This is a genomic window from Paenibacillus turicensis (genome assembly GCF_050461185.1).
In the GTDB taxonomy this organism is placed as follows: Bacteria; Bacillota; Bacilli; order Paenibacillales; family Paenibacillaceae; genus Fontibacillus; species Fontibacillus turicensis_A.
Genome location: NZ_JBCMOR010000020.1, coordinates 37805 through 59770, shown reverse-complemented (window position 1 = coordinate 59770; position 21966 = coordinate 37805). Strand labels below are relative to the sequence as shown.

The 21966-nt window shown below is 37.6% G+C and carries 19 protein-coding genes; 5 read left to right on the top strand and 14 right to left on the bottom strand.

Annotated features, from left to right (window positions below; genetic code table 11):
• Positions 1-21: 21 nt before the first annotated feature.
• From ABE099_RS20200 to ABE099_RS20155, 10 genes are all read right to left on the bottom strand, one after another.
• Positions 22-621: an SIS domain-containing protein gene (locus ABE099_RS20200; RefSeq protein ID WP_430033345.1), complete on the bottom strand. Its 600-nt coding sequence runs from the start codon at positions 619-621 to the stop codon at positions 22-24.
• A 143-nt stretch (positions 622-764) separates the two neighbouring features.
• A complete protein-coding gene (locus ABE099_RS20195) occupies positions 765-2036 on the bottom strand; it encodes a PTS ascorbate transporter subunit IIC (protein WP_430033342.1) in 1272 nt (423 codons plus the stop codon).
• Positions 2037-2070: 34 nt separating this feature from the next.
• Positions 2071-2358, bottom strand: coding sequence for a PTS sugar transporter subunit IIB (locus ABE099_RS20190; protein WP_430033340.1), 288 nt, complete (start codon positions 2356-2358; stop codon positions 2071-2073).
• 13 nt (positions 2359-2371) lie between these two features.
• Positions 2372-4456: a BglG family transcription antiterminator gene (locus ABE099_RS20185; RefSeq protein ID WP_430033338.1), complete on the bottom strand. Its 2085-nt coding sequence runs from the start codon at positions 4454-4456 to the stop codon at positions 2372-2374.
• Between the two features lie 425 nt (positions 4457-4881).
• A complete protein-coding gene (locus tag ABE099_RS20180) occupies positions 4882-6240 on the bottom strand; it encodes a hypothetical protein (RefSeq protein ID WP_430033336.1) in 1359 nt (452 codons plus the stop codon).
• A 110-nt stretch (positions 6241-6350) separates the two neighbouring features.
• Complete coding sequence (gene nadE / locus ABE099_RS20175; RefSeq protein WP_430033334.1) at positions 6351-7172, bottom strand: ammonia-dependent NAD(+) synthetase; 822 nt, start codon at positions 7170-7172, stop codon at positions 6351-6353.
• A 25-nt stretch (positions 7173-7197) separates the two neighbouring features.
• Positions 7198-7815 (bottom strand): nicotinate (nicotinamide) nucleotide adenylyltransferase, encoded by a 618-nt coding sequence (gene nadD, locus ABE099_RS20170; protein ID WP_430033332.1) that lies wholly within the window; start codon positions 7813-7815, stop codon positions 7198-7200.
• Positions 7816-7849: 34 nt separating this feature from the next.
• Positions 7850-9340 (bottom strand): nicotinate phosphoribosyltransferase, encoded by a 1491-nt coding sequence (locus ABE099_RS20165; protein WP_430033330.1) that lies wholly within the window; start codon positions 9338-9340, stop codon positions 7850-7852.
• An 85-nt stretch (positions 9341-9425) separates the two neighbouring features.
• Complete coding sequence (locus tag ABE099_RS20160) at positions 9426-10019, bottom strand: cysteine hydrolase family protein (RefSeq protein WP_430033328.1); 594 nt, start codon at positions 10017-10019, stop codon at positions 9426-9428.
• Between the two features lie 144 nt (positions 10020-10163).
• Positions 10164-10937, bottom strand: a complete 774-nt coding sequence (locus ABE099_RS20155; protein WP_430033326.1) for an NUDIX hydrolase — start codon at positions 10935-10937, stop codon at positions 10164-10166.
• Positions 10938-11420: 483 nt separating this feature from the next.
• Here ABE099_RS20155 and ABE099_RS20150 point away from each other — a divergent pair, with 483 nt between their 5' ends.
• A complete protein-coding gene (locus ABE099_RS20150) occupies positions 11421-12056 on the top strand; it encodes a PBECR4 domain-containing protein (RefSeq protein ID WP_430033324.1) in 636 nt (211 codons plus the stop codon).
• A gap of 67 nt (positions 12057-12123) precedes the next feature.
• Positions 12124-12885: an alpha/beta fold hydrolase gene (locus tag ABE099_RS20145; RefSeq protein WP_430033322.1), complete on the top strand. Its 762-nt coding sequence runs from the start codon at positions 12124-12126 to the stop codon at positions 12883-12885.
• A gap of 17 nt (positions 12886-12902) precedes the next feature.
• Here the strand turns inward: ABE099_RS20145 and ABE099_RS20140 are convergent, their stop codons facing one another.
• Complete coding sequence (locus ABE099_RS20140; protein ID WP_430033320.1) at positions 12903-13781, bottom strand: LysR family transcriptional regulator; 879 nt, start codon at positions 13779-13781, stop codon at positions 12903-12905.
• A 158-nt stretch (positions 13782-13939) separates the two neighbouring features.
• Between ABE099_RS20140 and ABE099_RS20135 the strand changes: the two genes are divergently transcribed.
• Together ABE099_RS20135 and ABE099_RS20130 are read left to right on the top strand one after the other, a co-directional pair.
• A complete protein-coding gene (locus ABE099_RS20135) occupies positions 13940-14725 on the top strand; it encodes a SagB/ThcOx family dehydrogenase (RefSeq protein WP_430033318.1) in 786 nt (261 codons plus the stop codon).
• A gap of 143 nt (positions 14726-14868) precedes the next feature.
• Positions 14869-15771 (top strand): TIGR01777 family oxidoreductase, encoded by a 903-nt coding sequence (locus ABE099_RS20130; protein WP_430033316.1) that lies wholly within the window; start codon positions 14869-14871, stop codon positions 15769-15771.
• Positions 15772-16372: 601 nt separating this feature from the next.
• Here ABE099_RS20130 and ABE099_RS20125 read toward each other — a convergent pair.
• Positions 16373-17281 carry a helix-turn-helix domain-containing protein gene (locus ABE099_RS20125; protein ID WP_430033314.1) on the bottom strand — a complete coding sequence of 303 codons (909 nt, stop codon included), beginning with the start codon at positions 17279-17281 and terminating at the stop codon, positions 16373-16375.
• A 273-nt stretch (positions 17282-17554) separates the two neighbouring features.
• On the opposite strand from ABE099_RS20125, the gene ABE099_RS20120 reads away from it, so the two are divergent.
• Positions 17555-17746, top strand: coding sequence for a hypothetical protein (locus ABE099_RS20120; protein WP_430033311.1), 192 nt, complete (start codon positions 17555-17557; stop codon positions 17744-17746).
• Between the two features lie 516 nt (positions 17747-18262).
• Here the strand turns inward: ABE099_RS20120 and ABE099_RS20115 are convergent.
• Both ABE099_RS20115 and ABE099_RS20110 read right to left on the bottom strand, forming a co-directional pair.
• Positions 18263-20182: an ATP-dependent nuclease gene (locus tag ABE099_RS20115; RefSeq protein WP_430033309.1), complete on the bottom strand. Its 1920-nt coding sequence runs from the start codon at positions 20180-20182 to the stop codon at positions 18263-18265.
• The gene (locus ABE099_RS20110; protein ID WP_430033306.1) at positions 20175-21956 is read right to left on the bottom strand and encodes an ATP-binding protein; all 1782 of its coding nucleotides are present in this window, start codon (positions 21954-21956) and stop codon (positions 20175-20177) included. Before ABE099_RS20110 ends, ABE099_RS20115 begins: the two co-directional genes overlap by 8 nt.
• Positions 21957-21966 lie beyond the last annotated feature (10 nt).

Below are 21966 nucleotides of genomic sequence, written 5' to 3'. Positions count from 1 at the left end.
AACGATTTAAAGCTTATCGATTTAAACTGTTGTAATTGATTTGCCTAAAGCGCCACCTGGATGCCACTTCACGTATTTTTCAGGAGTCAAATTTCTTTCCTCTTGAAGCATGACACTTAAGCTTTGTAAAGCGATAATTTCAGCTACGATGGACGCACGTGGCGGTTTGTTTAATGTATCGCCTTCCAATTTAACGCCAGCATGAAGGAAGACGTCTCCCTTGTTAGCTAACCAAGAGTTTTTATTGCCTGTTACGGAAATAATTTTAGCTCCGTTATTTTTCAAAGTCTCAACCGTTGCTTTTAATTCCTCAGTTTCTCCACTGTTCGAAATCGCAATTACAACATCGCCTGGAAGAACTTGGCCTGCTGAACCATGTACTGCTTCTGTTCCATGGAGCTCATAGGTTGGTGTTCCTGTTGATGATAAAAGTGAAGCAATATAACCAGCAACATGTCCCGGTTTACCGATTCCTGTTACATGAACTCGATTGTGATTTTTTTCAGCTTCGAGAATAAGATCACGTGCTTGCTTAATTGGCGCTTCATCAATAGAGCTAATATAAGCCTTAATTTCATCTTCTAAAATATTCAAAAAGTTAGGTAAAGTTTGATCAGCCATAGGAGCCTCCAAGTAGTCTTTTTTTGTCATCATCTGTGTTCTAAGCTAGAGACAATAATGGATACGTAATGGAATCCCCTGTGAGTCAAAGAGACTTACAGGGGACGAAAGATTTTGTTATTAAAGATATAGTTTCGCTTTAATTACAACGGTTTAATGAATTGTAGGATGCTATGCAAGATTGTACCGAATACGTTATAGTCGATGTTCGGGAACGTTGCACCTTCGATACCTAATGTTCCGTATACTGGATACAAAATAGTTGGTAAGAATGCAAGCAATAAACCAACTACGAAGGAACCAGCTACTGCACCTCTCCAGCCACCTGTGGAGTTACCGAATACCGCTGCTGTACCACCTGAGAAGAAACAGATATGTGCAGCTGGGATAATAACTACAGGGAACACGCTAGGGAAGGAAGCCATAACTACGATCGCTAGCAAACCAGCAGCGTAAGCAGAAATGAAGCCCACGATTACTGCGTTAGGAGCATAAGGGAATACAGTTGGAACGTCTAATGCTGGACGAGAACCTGGGATATATTTCTCAGAAATAACTACGAATGCAGCTGTAATTTCAGCCAAGAACATACGTACACCAGTCATCAATACGGACATACCAGCAACAAATGTAAATGCTTGTACAAGCGGGAATACTAACCAGTGTTGTGTACCAGCAAGCTCTTGTGTAAACGCTTGACCTGCTTTTAATGTAGCAGTGTAGAACAAGATCAACATAACAATTGCAAGGCCCATCAAGAAGTCTCTGAAGATGGAAAGCCATTTCGGGAATTTGATGGATTCAGTAGTTTGATCTTCATATTTACTGAAGATTTTACCGATATAACCAGACAAACCGTAACCAAGCATGTTAAAGTGACCAATTGCTTGCTCGTCTCCACCTGTCATTTTACGCATAAATGGTTGACAGAATTGTGGAAGCGCAGCGGACAAGAATCCAAGTAATGTACCACTTACAAGAATCGTTGTAGTACGGTCAAAGCCATGCGCACTCATGATTAATACTAATACGCATGAGAAGAAAAGACTGTGACCTGTTGTAAAGAAGATGTTTTTAAACTTGGTAATGCGAGCAAACACTAAGTTTAATACGAAACCAAGAATCAAAGTAAGCGAAACTTCAAAGCCATATGTGCTTTGTGCAAGTGCTGTCGCTGCTTCTGGTGAAGCGATAACCCCTGTAATTCCAAAGCCATATTGGAACAATTTATTGAAGTTTTGCAAAGCACCAGTCATTGCACTGGCACCGATACCAAAAATCAAGAACCCGATAAGTGTTTTGGAAGCCCCGGTGAACACTTCTGTTGCGGATTTCTTTTGTAGCACTAGACCGATAAAGGCTACGACACCCAATAATACCGCAGGTGTACTAAGTAAACTAATTATGAAATTCACAAACAATCCCCCTTGCATAATTTATGTTAAGTTACTAATTTCCCTTCGAAGCAAGGAATTTTTCCATTGCTGCTTTAATCTCGTTGCGATCGATAATATTGTTAATTCCGATAATATCGATTTTAAGACCTTTTTTACCAAGCTCTTCTGCTACATCGATTAGTGTTACAACAGCATCACCATTAAAGCCGTTTAATGCATCTAATGATCCATGCTCTACTTCGATTGGAAAATTATTTTCCTTAATAACCTGTTGTGTTTTGATTTTCAACATCAAACTTGAACCTACCCCAGCTCTACAAGCAACTAAAACTTTATACATAATATTTTCCTCCTTATAATTCCTGCGCCTTAATGAAATCAACGATTTCACTAGCGTCAGTTGCGTTATCTAAAATTTTGTAAAACTCATCCATCTCTAGCAGTTCAGCAAGCTCAGACATTGCACGCAAGTGACTGCTACTATCTACTGCACTTAAAGTAAATACGTATTTGACTGGGTCGTTTTCTCTGTGACCAAACTCAATCGGATTTTCTAAAGTTGCAACACCGATAGCAATTTCTTTGGTTCCCATCTTGGGTCTAGCATGTGGTAATGCCACATGTTTAGAGATGACGATGTACGGACCGGATGCTTTTGCTGACTCCACCATCGCATCAACATATCCCGGCGTAACTTTGTCATTCTCAACTAGCGCAGAAGCGGATAGTCTAATTGCTTCCTCCCAGTTTTTAGCTGGCACTTTTAGCTTCACCAGTTTTTCATCGACGAGATCATTCAGCATGGGATCTTCTACTCCTTTATCCTTAAAATTCTCTATTTGTGTAAAATAGGATAACAGTTCATTGGCAAGCATAGTTTCTGAAGTGACGCTGGCATGTCTTTTTATAATGGTCATCACTTCATCAATTTTGGGCTGTCTAAAGAATAGATCACCAAGCAAAATATATACTTCCCGGGTAATTTTGTACTTCTCTTTTGGAGTCATTACAGGACTGACTTTAACTATTGGAACATCTATTTTTAAACTTTCCGCTTTGTAATTCGTTGTAAATACGACATCCACCGAATCCGCAAAATTTTCTAGCTCCGAAAACTCAAGTGGTGGCAAAATATGCAGTTCTGGAAATAAATTTATAAGTTCTGCATAAAGGATTGCCGAGCTACCAACGCCATTAGAACATACAATTAATGCCTTCTTTTTCTGCAAAAGATCAAATTCCTTTTTGTTAGAAAAAACAGAAGCAAAATGCATGGTCAGATAAGCTAATTCTTCCTCTTGAATTTCTTCGCCAAACAAACTGACGAAATCTTTAGTCGCGTTATTTACAATGCGATATACCATCCGGTATTCTTCCTTCACCTTGTCACGAAGCGGATTGTAAATAGGAAGCTTAAATAATAGTCTGTAGTAAGCTGGTCTGAAATGAGAATAAAGCTGCTTAAATATTTTTTCTTGGTTGATGAAATAAACACCACTCAAATATTCAAATTTACTCATCATTTTAAGTACAATTTCTGATATAACCTCGCGATCCATCGTATCCTCTTCATTGTCTCCAACAGAGATACCTAGAATCCATGCACTGATATACATCACATCATGGGGTTTTATCCAATCGTTGTTATCGTCATATACTGCCAACAACTCTTCTGCGAACTTGTACTCTTTCATCGAAGGCATGACCGCAACACTTGGTATATCTATACACGCTACTGCTCCGTTATTTTTAGAAAGCATTCGTGCCTTCATAAAAATGAAAATATAGATAAACTCTACTAAGCGGTCCTCGACAAAAGTAATTTCATGCTTTTTGATGAGATTCAAGATGATATTCTTTGATTCCTCAAAGCTATCCAATTTGTATTCTTCAATAAAAATGTCGAATACTCTCGAATTTTCTTCTGCAGCAAGACCATCAATAATTTTTTGAATCAGTACACGTCTGATCTCCATTTCCGAGCCAACCAAGTAGTAACCATGAATACGGTTATTTTTGATGACGACTCCTTTTCGCTCAAGAATTTGAACGAGGTCTTTGAAGTCAAGGTTTACTGTGGAACGGCTAACCTTCAAAGAATCAATGAAATGATTAAGTGAAACATCATCCATGTTAATAAAAAGCATCAAATACATGTATTGAATTCGTTCCGCTTTGCTCAAATAATACGTATTTTTAGAATACTTTTGTTCAAGGATATCTTTGATTGCGTCCTTTGTCTGCTTAGGAATAATGGTGTCCTTTTGAGAACCTAGGGATATTAGAGGCACCTTATACGCCTGTAATAAAGCGTTGATTTTTCCCAGTCTGTAAGCAACTTGCCTCTTCGTAGAATGAGTTTCATCTTGCAACCCTTTTGTTGTCACAACAGTGCTGTTCAACAAAATACGAAGAATGGATTCGATCTCCTTATCCATGTGCCGTCCCTCCTTCCTGTCCAATCATGCTGCATCCCTGAGCTTCGTTTCATCCCCTCCTTGACCTTATTGTATGAGAGATATATAACGCTTTCAATTAGAATTGGGTCCAACTTTTGTACTACGACCGGACAAAAATTGAATTCATATATCAAAGAACTACGTCTATTCAAAATTCAGTATGCCCCCCTTCTAAATTGTGTATCCACATTTTAGGTCTATTTTAACCACAAATACGCATAATGCGATCGATGTCGAATTATATCGAATAATGTCACTTTATGCAATGATCATGCGGGAAATAAGACTTTAGGGAGAGTAGGAAACGAAGGAAATGAGCGCTGAGAAAACAATAAAAAAGACACACCATTTAGATGTGTCTCATGTCATATTTTCAATATTTTAATTCATTACTTTATAATTATTTAAATACTTTTTAAGCTTATAATGTCACCTGAATCGGCATCCACACAATGTTCACAATCTAGTTTTGCACATAAAACATACTTCTTTTCTTGTTGATTCCATACGTAAGTGGGGGTTAGTGTTAAATATGGATATAACAACGATAAAGCTTCCATTAGGTTGTATTTCAAATTAGAGCCTTGTGACACTTCTGGTGTTACTTCTTGTGTACCTATTCGATTTGTCTGAGGTAACTCCAGCAAGCCCATCCACTTAGTACGATCAATATAATTTATAACCTTTAAAGTCACGCGATCAAGAAGAACTACGATTTTCCCATCCCCATTTTGCTCTTTTAATACGATACCTTCTATATAGTTGTTTTTACGTCTTAATGAGCTTAAATGCCATAAACCAGATTGTTTAGGGTATAAAGTGGAGCATAATGCTGTGATCTCAACAATACACTTTTTCTCTTCTTCCATGGTAATTGGTTGTAGATCAGGATGCTTTTCATTATTAAGTGCTTGTTCTATTGTGACTTCATCCTCAATGGAAAGTGGAGAGGTTGAAGGCTGTGGCTTAATCTGCTCCTCTGTCCAAGTTAAAGGTAAGTTAAGCTGTAACCGCTCTGTTGTTTCATTTACAAATAAGAAGGGATAGGTAACAGCCCCATTATTGTAATTGCGAATCCAGATTTCCTCGATCCCATATACTTGACGACAATCGTGCTGTGCTTGTTCTACAGGCAAAGAAACAAGCTTTACCTGCTCCGCAATAAGCTGCTGGATCTTTGATAAGGTAAGTGTAAAATCCTCGACCCCTATTTCTTCTTGGGCAGGGATATTTCCATAACAGCTAAACATTACTAATTTACAGCTTTGATCCCATTTAATCTGAATGGACACTCCTAAAATATCGATCTCATTTATACAATACTGTAAAAGAATCGAGTCTGATGATAAATGTTTAATTTTATAAAGTGTTGTCCGTTGTTGTTGATGAGGTTGAGCTTGTGGATGAGCTTGTGTTGGCTTACCTATTTCATCTATAAATTGAACGATGTGTTGCATATCATTTCTTCTTAAAGCTTCCACATCAATGTAGGGACCACGCGCATAGGAAACCCCACCGACAAAAATAATAGACTTTAATGCACCTGTTTCAAAATTCAACTCTACAACACAAGTACCAGGAGGGTTACCCTCGTCTATATTGATATCCGCCACAGAACGAGGGAACCATATCAGGTTAAGTAAATAACTTGTTTCCTGTTTAGTGGTAATTTCTCTATAAAAAGAATAAGAATCAAAACGATATTCATCTAAACCAAAAAGAGCTTCCACGTTAGCGATATAGGCTTGTATTTTGGGATGCATAATCTTCCCCCTTGAAATAATATAAATCGTAGCTTGTTTTTGCTACAAAAACAAATAGGGCTGTAGCGTCTTTTTGCCACAACCCTAATCCTTTGTCTTATAAAATTATGTTATTTTTTCCACCAAGCATCAAATGGTGTTGCTGGAAGCTCACGTTTATGCGTAGTCACAAGGTAACGGCGTTCAATATTAGCTTTTGCCTCATCTGCAACCGGTTGCCCTGTTAAATATTGATCCAAAATTTCATATGATAATCCAAGCTCTGTTTCATCGGCTTGCTGTGGCTTATTGTCAAGTAAATCAGCAGTAGGTACTTTTAGATATAAACGCTCCTCTGCCCCTAAAGCCTTTAACAGCTCACGTCCTTGGCCTTTTGTTAAACCTGTCAATGGTAATACATCTGCCCCGCCATCACCATATTTAGTGAAAAAGCCTGTAATTGCTTCAGCAGCATGATCTGTACCTACCACTAAGCTTCCACGCTCTCCTGCAATCGCATATTGGGCAATCATCCGCATTCTTGCTTTTACATTTCCTTTATGATAATCAGATAATGGTTCAGAGTTGCTATCATTATAAGTACCCGTAAATGCAGTCACACTCGCTCCAATATTAAACACCAACGATTCATCTGGCTTAATAAATGCTAATGCAGCTTGTGCATCATCCTCATCATGTTGCGTACCATGTGGCAAGCGTACTGCATAAAAGGTAGCTTCGTAACCTTCAGCCCGCAAGCCTTCAACGGCAAGCTGTGACAATCTACCTGCTAACGTAGAATCTTGTCCACCACTGATGCCTAACACTAAACCCTTTGCCCCTGCTGACTTTACATACTCCTGCAAAAAAGTAATACGTGCTTTAAGCTCAGAATCGACATCAATGACTGGCTTTACATTTAAACTACGAATAATTTCCTCTTGTAGGCTCATGCTCCATCCATCCTTTATATATATTTTAAGCTAAATAAAGCTGGTGCTGAATAATATATTGATAACATGACTCAGGCATTAAATATCTAGGTTCACCACCACGACGGAATTCCTCTCGGATATACGTTGAGCTAATTTCCATCGCTAACCCTTTATCAATAAGATGGAACGTATGTCCATCGTCTGCATTTCGTAAAATTGGAGATTTGCTAATTGCAGCTAGCATATTAATGCCTTCCCTTGCCATTACAATAAACTTATTTTCTTGAATCAGCTCTTCGGACTTTTTCCATTTACCTTCACCGATATCCAGTAGCAAATCCGCACCCATAATAAAATAAATTTCATCATTAGGGTATCGTTGCTTAAAATGCTCCAACGTCAAATACGTTGCAATTTCCCAAGCGGGTTGCTCCATTTCATAACGGTCTGCCACAAATTTATCATTTCCATAAATGGCAAGCTCAATCATTTTCCAACGGTGCTCATCTGAGATCGTTAACGTTTTATCTGTTCTTTTACTAGAGCAAGGTAAAAAAATAACTTGATCAAGCTTACAGCGATGTGCGATTGTACTAGCTGTCCATAAATGAACGTTCGTAATTGGATCAAAGGATGAGCCATATATCCCGATCTTTGCCATGTTTACTTACACCTCTCCTATGCCCTTGAATCAACTAAGCTTGTAAGCTTGCATCTACCTTCTCACGTACTGCTTCAATCAGCTTCATCTTGTTATTCCAGCATTGCTGACTAAGGTTAACAGGATATTCGGCAGGGTTCAGCATTCGTTTATATTCATCCCATAATACCTCTAAATTTCCACTCGCAAAGCTCTGAATTTCTGTGAGTTCAGGCAGTTTATATACAAGCTTCCCTTCCAAAAATACGGGCACCTGTAGCTCCACAGCCTCAAAATCAGTCACAAATTTAGCGATATACGTATGCACAGGATGGAACATTTTCAGCTTCTGTTCTGCTTGTGGGTTTTCATTAGCAAGTGCTATATAGTCGCCTTCAGACTTTCCATTATTTCGGTTAATAATACGATATACCTTTTTATTACCTGGTGTCGAGATTTTTTCTGGATTTGCACTAATTTTTATTGTATCTACCATTGCTCCATATTCATTTTCAATCGAGATCAGCTTATACACCGCACCAAGTGCTGGTTGATCATAGGCAGTAATTAGCTTTGTTCCTACGCCCCATACATCAATTTTAGCGCCTTGTGCCTTGAGGTTCATAATTGTATATTCATCTAAATCATTAGAAGCATAAATTTTTGCTTCCTTAAATCCTGCGGCATCTAGCATTTTACGCGCTTCCTTTGATAAATACGCAAGGTCTCCACTGTCTAGGCGAATTCCACGGAAGTTAATTTTGTCGCCAAACTCTTGTGCCACTTTAATGGCATTAGGTACACCTGATTTTAGCGTATCATACGTATCGACGAGGAAAACACAATCCTGATGGTACTCTGCGTATTTGCTGAATGCCAAATATTCATCCTGATAAGCTTGCACAAAGGAATGTGCATGAGTCCCAGCCACTGGAATGTCAAATAACTTACCTGCTCTCACATTTGAGGTTGCATCAAAACCTCCGATAAAGGCAGCGCGTGTTCCCCAGATTGCCGCGTCCATTTCCTGCGCACGTCTCGTACCAAACTCCATGCTGACTCCGTCACCAATCACTTGCTTAATTCTAGCTGCTTTGGTAGCGATCAAGGTCTGATAATTAATAATATTTAAAACGGCAGTTTCAATTAATTGTGCCTCAGCTAGCGGAGCTTCCACACGTAAAATTGGAACATTTGCGAATACAAGCTCACCTTCACGTAAGCTGTACACATTGCCTGTAAAACGAAGTTGCTTCAAATAATCCAAATAATCTTGTTGATACCCTTCTTCTTTTAGATAAGCAAGATCACTTTCGGTAAATTTAAAATCATGCAGATAACGAATTACTCGCTCTAATCCAGCAAAAATCGCATATCCATTTTGAAACGGTAATTTACGGAAATAAACTTCAAAGATCGCCTTGCGCTCATGAATGCCGTCTCTAAAATAACCTTCAGCCATATTTATTTGATAACGATCGGTATGAAGTGCCAAGCTGTCGTCACTATACTTGCCCTGTGGTAGTTCTACTTCAGAAATTTTCATCTTGGTTGCTCCTTCTTTCGGCTTGATTAAAGCGATTATTATTGAAATGAGTTGCCTTTTTGCTTATGACTATGCCTACTAGGTCTTATCTGATTTCAGCACCTAGGGAACCTTTAAAGTGACGTAAAGACCACAAATGACCTTCAGCATCAAAGCTAGCAATTGCTTGTTCATGAATCACAATTTCAAACCCTTTATTATAAGCATCCACTGCAGTATGCAACACACAAATGTCACTACATACACCAACTAAATGAAGCACTTCGATTTTCCGTTCGCGTAATCTTAGCTCCAAATCCGTTCCAGCAAATGCGCTATATCTCGTTTTATCCATCCAGTATACCTGCTCGTTATTACGGTTTGCATCATACACCGCCTGCAATTCACCATACAAATGGCGCCCACTTGTGCCAGCAAGGTTATGAGGAGGAAACAGCTTTGTTTCTGGGTGTAATTCGTCCCCCTCTTTATGCAAATCAATCGCAAATACAACATAATCGCCTTGAGCGATAAATTGTTTTGTTATGTCAACAATCGCTTGCTCAATATCCTGACCTGGCTGACCACACGTTAACGCACCATCTGTTGCAACAAAATCATTTGTATAATCAATGTTAATGAGTGCTTGCCTTTTTGCTAAGTTAGAGTTGTTAAGGTTGTTATTCGCATTATTGTTCACAATGATTCCTCCTCATTTTAGAAAGCTATGGTTAAGGTGCTGAGTAAGTGATTCAAATTGATATTAGGGAATTAAATTAAAGAGATAGAAATATGAAAAGCAAAATCAAATAATCAAATTATACTTTAGCAATTTTCATTACTATTATCGCTTGTTATGGTAAATTGAATGGTTGACTGGCACGTCCACGAAACGATAAAGCTGTGTTGGCTTTTTAGACGTACGTGTCGTTTTTTCACCCTTTACCTCTTCAATAAAAGGTAACGATTTAATTTTTCTAGCAAAGGCTGCATCAAGTGAAATCGCAGAATCGTTACTCACTGTGAGCAACACCGCCTGTAATTCAGAATACGTAAACTTTTCTGGTAAAAAGGATTGAGCGACCGTCGTCTCTAGCAATTCACGCGTAATGACCTCAATCGCGTCCTGAATGATCTGTCTATGATCAAAGGCAAGGTCTAGCTTCAGCACCTCTTTTACCGAAAACAATTCTACCTCACTGGCATCATCATTGGCTTGGCGTTCTTGGAGGCGATGCTCTGGCACAATTGCGTAATGTGCGTTCGTTATAATCCAACCTCGTGGATCACGACCTGGAGTATCATATACCCCAAAATGCTTTAAATGAATATTGGTGACCCCTGTTTCCTCCATTAGTTCGCGCTTAGCCGACTCAAAGGCTGTTTCATCTGGGTTAACAAAACCACCCGGCAACGCCCATTTTCCCGCTTCCATATTGGGTCTACCTTCACTATCCGTCATACTGCGCTGTATAAGCATTAGCTTCAAATCCATCACAGGGGGCTTAAACTCCTGCTGTTCTGACACAATCGTAAAAATCGCAATGTCCGAGGTGTAACCGTCTGGTGTTCTATATTTTTTAACATCATATTGCTGTAATGCCTGCTCGTTAGACAATGAATTTGAACTCCCTTCTTTTTAAGATTGAGGTACAGTAAAAGTAAGAAAATTATTGTTTGTATTTATAAAAATAAAGTTAAACCAGGTTTCTAATAACATTTAACCTTTTGTTAATTGTAATTATAGGAGATGAAGAAGGATTTGTCAATTCTATTTGTGAAAATGGGCGATTGTATATTGGTCTATTTTTTAAAAGTAAGAAACAGAGCGAACTGAGTCTCCAATATAGTCATTATCTTGAAATATCATATATTATTCGAAATGCATATCACATACAAAGCTAAATGGTTGCTACAATGAATAATTCAGAGTATAATGGAGATATAAGTAAATGGACCTTAAGGTCATCGGGGAGGCGACCCTCGATTCCACGCCGTAGGGACAATAAATAAGATACGGAAACCAATGTCGTCTTAGTATTATGACTAAAACCTGATGTTAATTCATCAGGTTTTTTTACATACTTAAGGAGAATTAATGATGCTTGATGCGGAGACACTCTTTAAATTAACTTCAAAACCTAGGATAGATCAAATATCTCTTAAGTTACTACAACAATACTACGAACAATACCTAGAACCATACATATTTATTTTTAGACTGGATAATGGCGAAACTATTCATTTAGAGTTTCATAAGAAGCATCTTTGTCATCTACTTGGTATCGAAAGAATAGCCAAAGGTTCTGTTAAATCCAAGGATCTTCATAAATATTCTGGTATAGAAGGTTTTCGTAATATACAGAATGGTATAATCACAAAAGAACACTTAAAAAGGCTAAATAAAGGGAAATTCAATTCAGCGAAAGACAAGTTAATCTTTTTCTACTTACTGCCTTCTATTATAGATTCTCCTCAAATATTACTAGATTTTGTTGCTAGAGATGTCCATTCATTAATTCAAGCTAAACTACTAGCCTATGTATCAACAGAGCAAGCTTACGTCCATCTAGGTATTGATCAGGATCATATAAATATGCGTTTTTTTCCAAGGACTTATTTAATTGAAAGAATTACTCAAACTAGTGACGGTACTAAATTTATTAAGGATCAATCCCCCTTGAAAGTGGTAAAGACAGACAAAGTAAATAAAAAACACTCACTTACTCTCTCCTAATTGTTAGTTTACTTCGTTTAATATAGGTATAATACTACTATCAGTTTCATTTGAAAGGGGCGTTATGATGTTAAGCTACAAAACAAGCGGTCAGCCTGAAAACCCATCCATCCTGTTTCTACATGGCGGTGGACTTAGTGGTAAAATGTGGGATGATATCACAAAGTTACTACAGGAGCACTATTACTGCATCGTACCCGATCTTCCCGGTCATGGTGATAGTTCCTCCATCACACCATTAACAGCGGATAAGTGTGTAGAGGAACTTACTCCTTTGTTATCTCAATACGGACCTGTACATATTGTAGGCTTATCTATGGGCGGTATTTTAGCACAAAAGCTGCTTGAAGCTTCTCCAGACTCTATCTTATCTGTAATCATCACAGGATCTTCCCCGCAGTTAAGTCCCTTTAAAGTTGCGCTAATTAATATGTTGGTATCACCAACTTATGCCTTCATGTCGTCTAAAAAAATGACAGCGTCCATGATGAAAGGTCTGAGTATCCCTGCGGTTTACGCCCACGATATTGAACTTGATATGGAAAAAGTAACGCCCTCAACCATGCGCCAAATGTACGGATTAATGAAAGAAATTAAAGTACCCACTCCCTCCACTCATCCTGTGCTAGTTCTTGCTGGAGAACGAGAAGGTGCACTTGTGCGAAACAATGCTCGTAAGCTCTTAGCAGCATTACCTAATAGTAAAGGTGCACTTGTGCCAGGTTTAAATCATGCATGGAGTTATGAAAATCCTCAATTGTTTGCAGAGGTCGTGAGAACATGGATTGAAGAAGAAGACGTGCATGAGGGGTTAATAAGGTTCATTTAAGCGTAAAATTAAGCAACTCAATCAGAAGCAGCCAAGGCTGCTTTTTTTAAATAATTTTGACTATGCACAATAAATTGTGCCACAACTGGAGAAATGTATGACTGGTCACGAACAGCAATGACTAGCTCCCGACTGATAGCTGGACGAAGAGGAATCGCAGTAACCTTAGGTAAAACCTCAGGAACGTATAGTTCAGGCAGAATTGTAACCCCCACTCTTTCTTGTACCATAGAGAGAATCGTTATCGGGTCCCTCACCTCCAACGTAACATCAGGTATGATGCCATGGTCTTGTAGCAAGCTTTTAATCCCAGTATCCTTAACCATGAGAAAGCATTTCCCTGTAAGTTGTTCGAAAGTAAGATACTCTTCCTCCTTAAGCGGACTGTAGTTGGAAACGTATACCTTCATTTCATCCTTAAGCAAAGGAAAGACGTGAAACTTTTTATCAGGCACGGTCATAAAAGCCACATCTGCAACAGAATCCGTAAGCCATGTCTGAATTTCTTCGTTGCTTCCTTCAAATAACACAAGCTCGATCTGAGGGAACAGCCTACGAAATGAGCTAATAATACCAGGCAAAATCTTTGGAGAAACACTGGAAATGACTGCGATTCGTAGTGTCCCCGCCTCCATTCCGCGAGCAGCATTTGCTTCCTCTCTCATGTAGGAAGTAATACGTATTATATCTCGCGCATGTTTAACCATCCGCTTACCAATGTTAGTGGTTGTGATCCCTCTCCTACTTCGATCAAACAAAACAACTTCCAATTCCTTTTCTAGGCTAATGATCATTTGAGAAACTGCCGATTGCGTAAAGCCTAATGCTTCCGCCGCTTTCGTAAAGTTTTTGTGCTCTGAAACCGCGATCAACACCTGTAATTGCAATAATGTCATGCTTCCTTCACCTCTAATATTCATTAGTAAATACTAATGGTATATATTATAAACCATAATTTTACTAATCCAATACCTAATCGTATACTTCGCTATAAGCAATATGTAGGAGAAATATGTAGGAGACACTTCTATTGCGAAATAAGGAGGAATGATTCATGCACCCGGATTGGAAAAACATAGGTCAGCAATTTATAGAAGCAACCTCATACAAGGTTGGTGATTTAGAAAAAGGTTGGGCTAGTAAATACGACTTTTCCAAAGTACCGCCTAAATATCTTCGATATGAAGATGCACTCCTTCACATTCCTTTAGGAGAACCAGATTTTCCAGAGACCATAAATATATGGGAAATTCTCAAAACCCGCCGTACTAAACGAAACTTTACTGACGTTCCTCTTTCCTTGAACGAACTCAATATTTTGCTATGGGGCGCACAAGGAATTACGGCAACACATGATGGTTATGAGCTTCGTACCACCCCATCCGCTGGAGGGTTATATCCGATTGAAACCTATCTGATGGTCAACCATGTAACAGGCTTAGAAAAGGGATTATATCACCTAGATGTTGAACGGTGGACGTTGGAAGGCTTAAAACTGGAGGAGGTATCAGAGATTGCTTATCTACTCACTGAGAATCAGGAAATGACGCGCCATTGTGCAGTTAATTTCATTTGGACTGCTGTGTTGGAGCGTACAGAGGACAAGTATAAAGAACGAGCATATCGATATATTTTCTGGGATTCAGGCATTGTCTCACAAAATCTACAAATCGTTGGCACTGGACTCGGGCTGGGTGTAGCCACAATCGGTCATTTGATGGATGAGGACATGAATGAGTATTTAGGGATTGATGGAAGTAATCATATGTCGATGCTGATGGCATCTGTGGGACACGTATCAGGATTAGGCTGGGAGCATGACAGGCGGTATAGAAAGTAGTACAGGTGCTCAAAACACGTAATCAGATACGCTTCGCACTAAGTTCGCTGTTTAGCAATTTTCATAAATTAAAGATATAATATATAAAGGTTTTAATTTCGTTTATCTTTAATTAATGGCAAAGAACAGGGGGAGAAAGCTGGATGAAATTTATTATTTTTGGCGCAAGTGGTTTTATTGGCAGTGCACTAACAGATTACTGGTTGCGGGAAGGTCATGAAGTCATATTAGTTGGTCGAAAGGCGGTAACTCCCCCGTCTCCTCTTGCCTCCAGCACCACTTGGGCTGAATTAGAAGCAAATCCCGAACTGGCTGAAGGATCAGATGGCTGGGTCAATCTATCGGGCGCCAGTTTGAATCAGCGCTGGCGCCAGAAAAATAAGGACCTCATTATTCAGTCCAGACTCACAGTGGTAAATGATGCTGGGCGACTTTTGCAAAAACTTCATACGAAGCCAAATGTCATTATTCAGGCTTCAGCCGTCGGTATTTACGGCACTTCTCTGGACAAGACCTTTGACGAAAGTTCTCCAGCCAACATATCCGACTTTCCCTCACATGTCGTACAGCTCTGGGAAGCTGCGGCGGATAAAGCCTATTCCGAAAGCGGCTCACGAGTTGTTAAGCTACGTACCGGCATTGTGCTGGGAAATGGTGGCGGCGCCCTTAATATGCTTAAGCTCCCATATCTGCTTGGTTTCGGTGGACGTATGGGTAGCGGAAAGCAATGGATGTCATGGATTATGCTAAGTGATATCGTCAAGCTGATAGACTATGCCGTACATCAATCATCGATCGAGGGTCCGCTTAATGCTGTCGCACCACACCCGGTAACGAACGATGAGTTTGGACGTATGCTCGGCACTGCCTATCACCGTCCACATTGGTTCCCCGTTCCAGCACCAGTACTGAAGCTTGCGCTGGGCGAAATGTCGGAACTTGTGCTACAGGGGCAAAGAGTATTACCTGCCAAAGCGATGGAGCATGGCTTCGTGTTTGAGTACCCTGAGTTATTGTCGGGATTGAAGTCATTGAAATATGATTGACACTTGATTGTTTTGTTCATGTTAATTAGTTGTTATGAAAATATAGTGAATTGGTTTGTGTCATTTTAAATCTTTCTTCTTAACAAACTCGTCGAAATCTGTACACGATAACTAATGGCAGTGATCATTTCAAGATTTTAGAAAGAAACCTCACGTTCAACCTGCCGTTTTCTCTCAGTTTGAACTATTCGGTTTTTCCGAATTGTTGCTGCTTCTTCTAACTCTGCCTCTTCATAGATATGTTTAATATGCTCGCTAATCGTACTGGCACCTTTCTGGTAAAACTACACAATTGCTTTCTGAGTCATCCACACCGTTCCATTCTCCAACTTCACATCAAACTTTGTACTTCCATCTTCAGTCCGATATATTAAAATGTCACTATTATTAACCAATGATATCCTCCCTCTTTTTTACTTATTCAGGATTTGGAATTATACGTTCCTATTTTATTATGTAGGAAAAAATGCACTTCATGAGATCTGCTATTCCTCACAAAGTGCATTAATATTTGAAATCATTTTCATATAAGAAATTCTCAATAAAATTAATGTAAAGTCTAAAGTTATCCTTTTATTCAGTGACCTAGATTAAGCTTCTTCTACAGACTATAGCTTCTCACGGGTCTTAGCACCGCATACCCATATCCTTCTGGAAAGTGCCTCTGATAATCCTGCTTCGATTCTTCATCCCATTCATAACCTAGCTTCTCAGGGTCAAAATTCCAAGCGGTTTCCTCCACCGTTCTCATCACAGCACCATTATCTTTTAAATAATCAAAGGGAGGATGGAAAAAGACTAGATACTCTGATTCAGGAATATCCCTACACTCCATACCTGCCGGAATAGGTCCATCATAATCACTCGAAACTGGAATGCCATATAAATATCCCTTTTCCCCATCTACATAAAACCATCCAGCCGTCTGTCCTAACTGTCCAGTAAGGGTATGATTAGACATACTTTCTAAGGTTCCACTGATTTCATCACAGGAATGACCCTTGCTCCAAAAATCTCCATAGTTATTTGCAGAAATATCCCAAATGCCAATAAATTTATGTGCTGGAATGACCTCCACCTTAATCTCTGCTGGCTGTAAATGTACATTACTCATCTTATCCCGCTCCTTCATCAAATAATGATAAGGAGAGAATACCTCCTGACGAATCGCAAGTGGGATGGGGCATGGCGCTTTCTGATAAGCAGATGGTGTAAGCTGAAATGCCTTCGTAAAAGCACGTGTAAACGCCTCTTGTGAGGAGAACCCATACTTTATCGCAACATCCAGAATACGTGCATCTGTATCACGTAGCTCTAAGGCAGCACGACTGATCCTGCGATGCCACACATAATCTCGCAACGTCAATCCTGTCAGTTGATTAAACTGCCTAGAACAATAATACGGCGAATACCCCAACTGCTCAGACATCTTAAGTAGCGATGTATTCTCTGTAATGTTAGTATCCATCCAATCCACCATAAGCTGAACCATCTGATTCCATTCGTACATGGTAGGCGTCCCTCCTTTCACTTTCGATCATATCAAGAGCGATTGTTAAATATTTGACTTCAGTTGCAAAAGGGGAAGGGCGAGTGTACATGTTATGTTTCTGCACCTGATTATGTATACTAGCAAACTAGCAAAATTCTACATGAATGATATTGTTATCACCATATCGAACATGATTATTCTGTGCAAGAATTGCAAGGTATCGTTCCCTATCCTCTCCTATAATCATAACTGAAAGGAGGATCGCTATGAACTGGCTAGATCGCATGAATAATGCAAACCCATCTATCTGATGAAATTGATTTAAATGAATTAGCTAAGATTGCTTTCTGTTCAAGCTACCATTTTCAACGTATGTTCTCGTTCATCACTAATGTGACCTTGGCTGAATACATTCGGCGTAGACGGCTTACCATTGCTGCATTTAAGCTATTTTTCAATGTATCGAGTCCCAACTTCTGTTAATGCAAATTAAGAAAAAACATTTATTTGAGGTACCAGAGTTTTGGACGACATGTATATCAAATGGTACGGTTAATCGAATCCGAATTGCTTCAGGAATAAGGGAGAACGATCAAGTTCATTTTATGCTGTACACAATCGGTATGGAGAGAAACTATCCTATATGATTGGCTACTTCTTACCTCAAGCTGGATTGCCAGAAGGATTCGAATTACTTCAAATTCCAATCAAAAATATACTATTTTCTAAACGGGTCTGTAACCTGAAGAGCATAGTTCCATTCATAAATTTTAGAACAGAATTTTGAGCGAGTGTTGTCCGAATTCCAATTACGAGTTTACTAATAGCCCTGCGTTTGACTTATGATCGTATGAATGTGATGGCGGTCTGGATTTCTATGGTTAAGGTGGGGTGAGCTTAGAGAATGTATATTAAATTGAATAATAGGAGCTATCAAAATGTCATTTTAATGTGCATTTTGATAGCTCCTTATTTACTAGTAGAGCAATAAATAGCTGTTTAATATAAATTGTTAACCTTCAAAATATATTCAACTAACTTATTTAAATTAATTAACAAGTCTTCCATCATTACTTCATTTGCTTTGATAATTCCAACTTGGTTTGCCTCTAAATATTTTTGATCAAAGTTATTAAATACATAACGTGCCAGTTGTAATTTATGTTTTATAGTACCACTAGATTCTGATACACCAGTTATCCCCTGTTCTGTTAGTAAAGTTCCAACTCCTTTCTCCTTAGAAAAAACATCCCAGTTTATTGAATCATTCACTCCTGAAACTTTTGATTTTTTTGAATTATGAAGTGCCAGATAAAATTGTTTTATAAGCTCGGGATGAGCATAATTCTCAAGTTCTCTCCCTTCTAGAACCCATAAGTTAGGTAATTTTTTGATATCAAATGTAGCATCATCCTGAGAAAAACCGACTATCGGAAGTAACTTGTTTTGTTCCTTTAATTCAATTGCTATTCTAAACATTCTCTTATATTTTTCTGTTCTCTCACTAGCATTATCTGAGTCAATAATAACAAAAGGATTAGGATTCACTTTTAAAACATTTAGTTTACAATCATCATCAATATTAATTAATTCAACTTCATCCTCTGAATAGGAGTAATGTGCAATATTGCTACCACCAGTCATTAAGATAGTATAATGTAATCCCTCTATTATATTTAGTTTGATATGTTTTTCTCTTTTATAAATCTCAAAATAAGTCCGTAACCATGCTCTTACCCAAAACATTTCTGATGGTCCTTCGACCCAGATAACCGAATTACTTAAAAAGGCATCCCCAGGTATTACTCCTAGTTCATTTGCAACTTCCCTTAGTATTCTAGCATCTCTACCTGTTTGATTAAGAGATCTAAAAAAACCATTAAATGAACACTTCCCCTCCTTTTTAGTAAATCGATAGAGCAGATCATGTTCTAAGGAAGATTCAATTACTGTAGGAGAATGTGTAGCAATAATATACTGTGTTTGCGTACTTTCTCGTAATATTTTTATCAATATCCTCACAAGACCAGGTTGAAGATGACTTTCTATCTCATCAATGATCACAAAATTTTTCTTGCCTCTTGCAATCTCCATTAAGAGAATACACAACATTGTGTAACCAGTTCCGATTTCCTGAGAAGATAAATCGAGATGGTTCTCAAAGGTAAAAATAAATTGTTTTTTTTTAGTATCTACCCCAATATGTAGAGGGGCATCTAAATTAAATTCATTTTTTAACCAACTACTTAATGTACTTCGAACTTTAGAGGTTTCACTTGGATTTTTATTATCACTTAACCAGTTTATTAATTCTGCACCACTTCTAAAAAATGTACTATAACTCGTTCTATCAAAGGAACGAATTGAATCGAAAATAAGTATTCTACTTTTTAGTTCTTCATATAATTTTATACAAGTACGCTCAACCTTATCTTTATTAATATCACTAGATGTAAACACTAATGAAAACTTTTCATTGTACTCCATTCTAGAACTATTCATATTGAAACAGTGAGAGTCTTTATCATTATATTTTAAATAGATAAAACAATTAAAATGCCCTACTGTTTTTCTAATTTCAAAACAAAGTTGAATTCTTCCCAAATTTTTAATTCTCAAAATATCTGCATCTTGACTGTCTTTTAAGAGTCCTGTATTCAATTCAAACTTTATCTGAATCGGTTGTTCAACATCAAATCCAAAAAAATCCCGATCACAAAAACTTGATGCAAAATAGTTACTATTAACACTATTGATATTTGAATCAAATACTGAAAAAATTCTTGCCATTAAAGATTTACCTGAGTTATTGGGCCCAATTAAAAACGATATTTTCCCAAATTCTGATAAATCCATTTTGTGCTCTTCCTTAAATCCACGGTAATGTTTAATATATATGCTTTCAATAAATTTACTCATTGCTGCTTACTTCCCACCAATTTTTAATCGTATCTAAAACATTATAGTCTTCTAATTCCTTTTTCCAAGCAGTTGTAAATTGAACATCGCTTGAGTTAGGTAGTGGCTTAGGTAAATCAATAATTACCTTTGTAGGTATAACTATACATTCACCTGCAACTAACACTTCTCCATTTTCAAAAAAAGGTATCATGCTCGAAAGGGCACCTAAATGATCCGGTAATACATGTTGAACAAAAGATTGATCATCAGGATTTGTCACTCTCAGCACAAAAAAATTAGAGCATTGTGAAATAATAGTCGTTGATAAATCTGAAGGTCGCTGACTAATTATGAGTTGACTGATTCCATATTTTCGACCTTCCTTAGCTATTCTTCCTATATATTTCTGTGGCAACTTCGTTAATTGAGTACTTTCTCTTGGAATATAATTATGAGCTTCTTCAAACACTAAATAGATTGGTAATTTTTTGGGATCATTATCCCACAATTTATATTCAAAACTAATCCTTGCAATCATACCGATTATTATCGGAGTTATTTCTGAAGGAATTTTAGAAAAATCTAAAATTGTAAGTTGAGTATTAAGATTATCTTTATGTATTGAGAGTAATTGGGTTATATATTCAACTAAAAATAAAGAATTTTCATCATTACTAGAAAACAAAAATTGGTATCTTCTGTCTAAATTAATACTCTTGAGTTTATCTATTATCTGAGTTAATTTATTAAAGTATGGCCCTTGTAAAACTTGATCTTTATCTTTGTCTTTCCTATCAACCTTACTACTTCCTGAATTTGATAAAAACTGTCCATTTTCTTCATTTATAGCCTCTACTCCATCTGATTTCCAAAATGTTTGTTTATTCAAACGTTCTAGGGTCTTAACTAAACTTTCAAATGAAAAATACATTGGTGAGTTTATGTTTATGCGCTCAACAGTACCAATTCCCTTTTTTATTTTTTCAAATTCCTCCTCTTTTAATTTGGTTATTTGTTCTCTTAATGCACGAAATTCCTCTGTATTTTTAGTGTAGTCGATATCCCCTAAAAATATTGATTGGAATTCTTCAAAATTTAATATCCAATAGGGCAAACAAAATTTACTAGCCTCTATCTTATTTATTTGGTATTCATCTCCACTAAAGGCAGAGTAATATTCATCATGCAAGTCAAAAAATACAATATGACTAAAGGGATGCTCTTTTAAAACCTTCTGTAAAATACTTGCAACTGTATACGATTTACCTGAACCAGTAGAACCTAATATGACAGAATGTTTAGATAAAAATTTGTTTGTATGTATTCGAACTACTTCATCTGCAAAACCAGTAGCACTACCAATTGACAATCCATCACTGCTAAGTGAAAATAATTGTTGCTTTTCTTCAACCGTTAATAAGTAACACAGTGAATTAAACTTTGGATAATGACCAATCCCTCTTTTAAATTGCAAAGTAGCTTTTACCCTTGGATCCTGATACCCAATAACTTTAGCAATGATAACAGCCTTGGTTTCATGATTTTTTTCCGATTCTGAAACCAATCTGACTTCTTCAAAGATACCATAATGAATTGAATCAGATGTTGAAGGTCCCCCTATAACAAATATATCTCCTACTGTACCTACATATAGACTAACAGTTTCATCTGATAAAACGATCTCTTGCTCTAAATTATTAAGCCGTAATTTATCATCTACCTCAATCGTAATATCCATTCCAGAAACAGATATTATTTTGCCAAACGGATTATTAATTGTTTTTAAATCCATAGTAATACCC